5 protein-coding genes are annotated in these 4,293 nt (G+C 72.4%); 4 read left to right on the top strand and 1 reads right to left on the bottom strand.

Annotated features, from left to right (window positions below):
• Positions 1-909 (top strand): DNA recombination protein RmuC (locus L2I40_RS19665; RefSeq protein WP_237216880.1); only part of this gene is annotated, 909 nt, incomplete at its 5' end.
• Entirely contained in the window at positions 906-2,150 is a 1,245-nt protein-coding gene (locus tag L2I40_RS19660) for a NupC/NupG family nucleoside CNT transporter (RefSeq protein ID WP_237216879.1), read from the top strand. The genes L2I40_RS19665 and L2I40_RS19660, both read left to right, overlap by 4 nt.
• Here L2I40_RS19660 and L2I40_RS19655 read toward each other — a convergent pair.
• Positions 2,147-2,431 carry a SemiSWEET family sugar transporter gene (locus L2I40_RS19655; RefSeq protein WP_237216878.1) on the bottom strand — a complete coding sequence of 95 codons (285 nt, stop codon included), beginning with the start codon at positions 2,429-2,431 and terminating at the stop codon, positions 2,147-2,149. The two genes, L2I40_RS19660 and L2I40_RS19655, sit on opposite strands and share 4 nt — an antisense overlap.
• Before the next feature lie 117 nt (positions 2,432-2,548).
• Here L2I40_RS19655 and L2I40_RS19650 point away from each other — a divergent pair, with 117 nt between their 5' ends.
• Together L2I40_RS19650 and L2I40_RS19645 are read left to right on the top strand one after the other, a co-directional pair.
• Positions 2,549-3,886 (top strand): aspartate aminotransferase family protein, encoded by a 1,338-nt coding sequence (locus L2I40_RS19650; RefSeq protein WP_237216877.1) that lies wholly within the window; start codon positions 2,549-2,551, stop codon positions 3,884-3,886.
• A gap of 71 nt (positions 3,887-3,957) precedes the next feature.
• Positions 3,958-4,155 carry a CsbD family protein gene (locus L2I40_RS19645; RefSeq protein ID WP_237216876.1) on the top strand — a complete coding sequence of 66 codons (198 nt, stop codon included), beginning with the start codon at positions 3,958-3,960 and terminating at the stop codon, positions 4,153-4,155.
• Positions 4,156-4,293: the final 138 nt, after the last annotated feature.

Here is a 4,293-nt window from a genome sequence, read left to right as displayed (position 1 = left end):
CTGGAGGCGCTGGCGGCGGCGCAGGAGCGCGCCGCGGCGCGGGGCGAGGAACGGCTGCGGGAGCAGGAACGCGCACTCGCCGCCCGGCTGGATGCCGCTGCCGCGCGCACGCTGGAGACGGCGGGCGCGATCCAGCAGCGGCTCGCGGTGATCGACGCGGCGCGGGCGAATCTGGAGGCGCTGGGCGGGCAGGTCGGCTCGCTCTCCGCGGTGCTCGGCAACAAGCAGGCGCGCGGCGCGCTGGGCGAGGTGCAGCTGCGCGACCTGCTGGCGGACCGGCTGCCGGCCGAGGGCTGGCGCTGGCAGCACACGCTGTCGAACGGCACGCGCTGCGACGCGCTGGTGCTGCTGCCCTTCCCGCCGGGCCCGATCGCCGTCGATTCCAAGTTCCCGCTGGAAGCCTGGGCGGCGCTGCAGGACGCGGCGACGCCCGCCGGGCGCGATGTCGCGCGGAAGCGCGTGGCCTCGGATGTGCGCAAGCATGTCGGCGACATCGCGGGAAAGTACCTGATCGCCGGCGAGACGGCGGAAGGCGCGCTGATGTTCGTGCCCTCCGAAGCCGTGCACGCGACGCTGCACGCCGAGTTCGGCGACCTGGTGGCGGAGGCGGCGCGGAAGGGCGTGCACATCGTCGGGCCCTCCACGCTCTGGGCGGTGCTCAACACCATGCGTGGCCTGCTGCGCGACGCGCGGCTGCAGGCGGAGGCGCGGCGCATCCGCGCCGAGGTCGAGAAGCTGGCCGAGGAGACCGCGCGGCTCGAACGCCGCGTCGCGGCGCTGCGCCAGCACCACGCCGCGATGGGACAGGACATGCGCGAGATCGAGACGAGCGCCGAGCGCATCGGGCGCCGCGGCGAGGCGATCCGCGCCCTCGACATCCCTGACGAACCGCTGAAGGCCGCGGAATGAGCACGTTGCAGATCCAATCCGCGGCGGGGCTGCTCGGCCTCTGCGCGCTGGCCTGGGCGCTGGGCGGGTTCCGGCGCGGCGTGTCCTGGCGCGTGGTGGCGGCGGGGCTTGCGCTGCAGCTCGGCCTCGCTGTGGCACTGCTGCATATCCCGGGAATGCGCGCGGTCTTCGCGGTGCTCGGCGACGGCGTGAACGCGCTGGCGGCCGCCACGCGGCAGGGGACGACGCTGGTCTTCGGCTATCTCGGCGGCGGGCCGCTGCCCTTCGACGAGAAGGTCCCGGGCTCGAGCTTCATCCTGTTCTTCCAGGCGCTGCCGCTGGTGCTGGTGGTCGGCGCGCTGTCGGCGCTGCTCTATCACTGGCGCGTGCTGCCGCTCGCGGTCGCGGGGCTGTCGCGGCTGCTCAAGCGCGCCTTCGGCATCGACGGCGCGACCGGCTTCGCGACCGCCGCCAATGTCTTCGTCGGCATGGTGGAGGCGCCGCTGCTGGTGCGCCCCTGGCTCGCGCGCCTCTCGCGCAGCGGGCTGTTCGTGGTGATGACGGCGGGGCTCGCGACCATCAGCGGCAACACGCTGGTGCTCTATGCGATCTTCATCGCGCCCGTCGTGCCGGATGCCGCGGGACAGCTGCTGACGGCGAGCCTGATCTCGGCGCCGGCCGCGGTGCTGGTTGCGTTGCTGATGATGCCGGAGACGGACCGGGCGGCCGACGCGCCGGATCAGCCCGCGCCGCGGCTCTACGACAGCGCGATGGAGGCGGTCACGCGCGGCACGATGGACGGGCTGAACCTGCTGCTCGGCATCATGGCGATGCTGATCGTCTTCGTGGCGCTGGTCGCGCTGGTGAACATGGCGGTGGAGCCGCTGACCGGGCTGACGCTGCAGCGGATCGCCGCATTCCTGCTCTGGCCCGTCGCGCTGCTGATGGGCGTGCCGGCGGAACATGCGATGACGGTCGCGGGCTCGCTCGGCACCAAGCTCGTGGTGAACGAGTTCGTCGCCTATCTCGAGCTCGGCATGTCGGGCGGGCTCGGGCTGGATGCGCGGTCGCGGCTGATCCTGACCTATGCGCTGTGCGGCTTCGCCAATTTCGGCTCGGTCGGGATCATGCTGGGGGGCATGGTGGCGATGTGCCCGGAACGGCGGGCGGACATCGTGCGGCTCGGGCTGCCGGCGCTGGTTGCGGGCACCATCGCCTGCTGCACGACCGGCGCGGTGGTGGGGTTCCTGACCCCGCCCTAGCCCGTTTCGCCGGGCGTCAGCGCATCGGCTACCGCGTCGCGCTTCCGGCGTGGCAGCAACGTCATCCCCAGGATGAAGCCCGACAGCAGCAGGCAGATCGCGTTGGTCAGGATCAGCGGCCACTGTCCCAGCAGCAGGCCGTAGGCCAGCCAGAGCGCGAAGCCGACGACGGTGATCGCGTACATCCTGGCGGAGATGCCGGCGGTGTCACGCGTGCGGATGATCTTCCAGGCCTGCGGCGCGAAGCTCGCGACGGAGCAGAGCGTGGCGGCGGCGCCCACGAGGCTGGCGGCGTCCAGGGCTGGTCTCCTGCGGGGGCGCGCGGCGGCACAACAGCGTGTGGCGGCGCGGGTTCCCCGGGGGTCCCTCCGCCGCGCCCGGCATGACATGATGGCGCCATGTCGCGCCTCATCCATCGCAGCCTCCGCCAGGATCCGCCGCTCGCCCTTTCGGGCGAGGGCATCTTCATCCGGGACTCCAACGGCCGGACGATCATCGACGGATCGGGGGGGGCCGCCGTCGCCTGCCTCGGCCACGGCCATCCGCGCGTGCTCGAGGCGATGCGCGCGCAGGCGGCGAAGATCAGCTACGCCCACACCGCGCTCTATTCCTGCGAGAGCGCGGAGGCGCTGGCCGATCTCGTGCTCGCGGAGGAGCCGGGCGGGCTGACGCACATGTATCTCTGCTCCTCCGGCTCGGAGGCGACGGAGGCGGCGCTGAAGATGGCGCGGCAGTACCATGTGGAGCGCGGCGAGCCGCAGCGCGCGCGCTTCATCGCGCGGCGGCAGAGCTATCACGGCAACACGCTCGGCGCGCTGGCGGCCAGCGGGAATGCGATGCGGCGCGCGCTGTATCGCCCGATCCTCAGCGATGCCTTCAGCCATGTCTCGCCGGCCTATGCGTATCGCGACCGCCGCGACGACGAGAGCGAGGCGGACTACGTCGCGCGGTTGGCCGCCGAGCTGGAGGCGGAGTTCCAGCGCCTCGGCCCCGGCACCGTCGCCGCCTTCGTGGCGGAGCCGGTGGTGGGGGCGACGCTCGGCTGCGTCACCGCGCCGCAGGGCTATTTCCGCGCGATGCGGGAGATCTGCGACCGCCACGGCGCGCTGCTGATCCTGGACGAGGTGATGTGCGGCATGGGCCGCACCGGGACGATGCATGCCTGGGAGCAGGAAGGCGTGACACCGGATATCCAGGTCGTCGCGAAGGGACTGGGCGGGGGCTACCAGCCGGTCGGCGGCATCCTGATCGCGGGGCATGTGGTGGCGGCGATCCGCGACGGGTCGGGCGCCTTCATGCATGGCCACACCTACCAGGCGCATCCGGTCGCCGCGGCCGCGGCGCTCGCCGTGCAGCAGGCGATCCGGGAGGAGGGGCTGCTGGAGAATGTGCAACGCATGGGCGCGCTGCTCGAGCAGCGGCTGACGGAGCGGCTCGGCAACCACCGCCATGTCGGCGACATCCGCGGGCGCGGGCTGTTCTGGGCGGTGGAGTTCGTCACCGACCGCGCGACGAAGGGCACCTTTGATCCCGCGCTGCAGCTGCATGAGCGGGTGAAGATGGCGGCCTATGAGCGCGGGCTGGCCTGCTACCCGATGGGCGGCACCATCGACGGGAAGCACGGCAACCACGTGATCCTGGCGCCGCCCTACATCGTCACGGCCGCGCAGGTGGAGGCGATCGTGGAACGGTTCGGCGACGCGGTGGAGGATGCGTTGCGAAGCGTTGCGGCCTGAACCCGGCCGCGTCGCCGGCGTTTTCCGGCCCGCATGCGGCGATGGTGCCGCGCGAGACAGGAGCGCCAGGGATGGACGAGGATCGCCTGAAGGGCATGGGCAACAAGATCAAGGGCGACGTGAAGAAGGCCGCCGGCGAGATGACGGGCGACGAGAAGCTCAAGGCCGAAGGTCACGCCGACAAGGCGAAGGGCAAGGTGCAGAGCGCGGTCGGCGGCGCGAAGGATGCCGCCCGCGACGCGGTGAACCCGGACAAGGACAAGGTGTGACGGCGCGCGCGGTGAGGCTGCGCTGACTCACGAACCCCCACCCTGACCAGCCTGCGTCGGCGGCGGCATGCCGCCCCGACTTCGGCGTCCGAGCCCGGCCGCGCCGGACGGCCCGTCGAGGGCGGAGGGAGGGGGATG

It is taken from the genome of Falsiroseomonas oryziterrae (genome assembly GCF_021864505.1).
Classification (GTDB): Bacteria; Pseudomonadota; Alphaproteobacteria; order Acetobacterales; family Acetobacteraceae; genus Falsiroseomonas; species Falsiroseomonas oryziterrae.
This window is presented reverse-complemented; position numbering and strand designations above follow the sequence as displayed.

Coding starts and splice junctions, on each gene's coding strand:
- L2I40_RS19660 (WP_237216879.1), top strand. CDS start 906: ATGAGCACGTTGCAGATCCAATCCGCGGCGGGGCTGCTCGGCCTCTGC.
- L2I40_RS19650 (WP_237216877.1), top strand. CDS start 2,549: ATGTCGCGCCTCATCCATCGCAGCCTCCGCCAGGATCCGCCGCTCGCC.
- L2I40_RS19645 (WP_237216876.1), top strand. CDS start 3,958: ATGGACGAGGATCGCCTGAAGGGCATGGGCAACAAGATCAAGGGCGAC.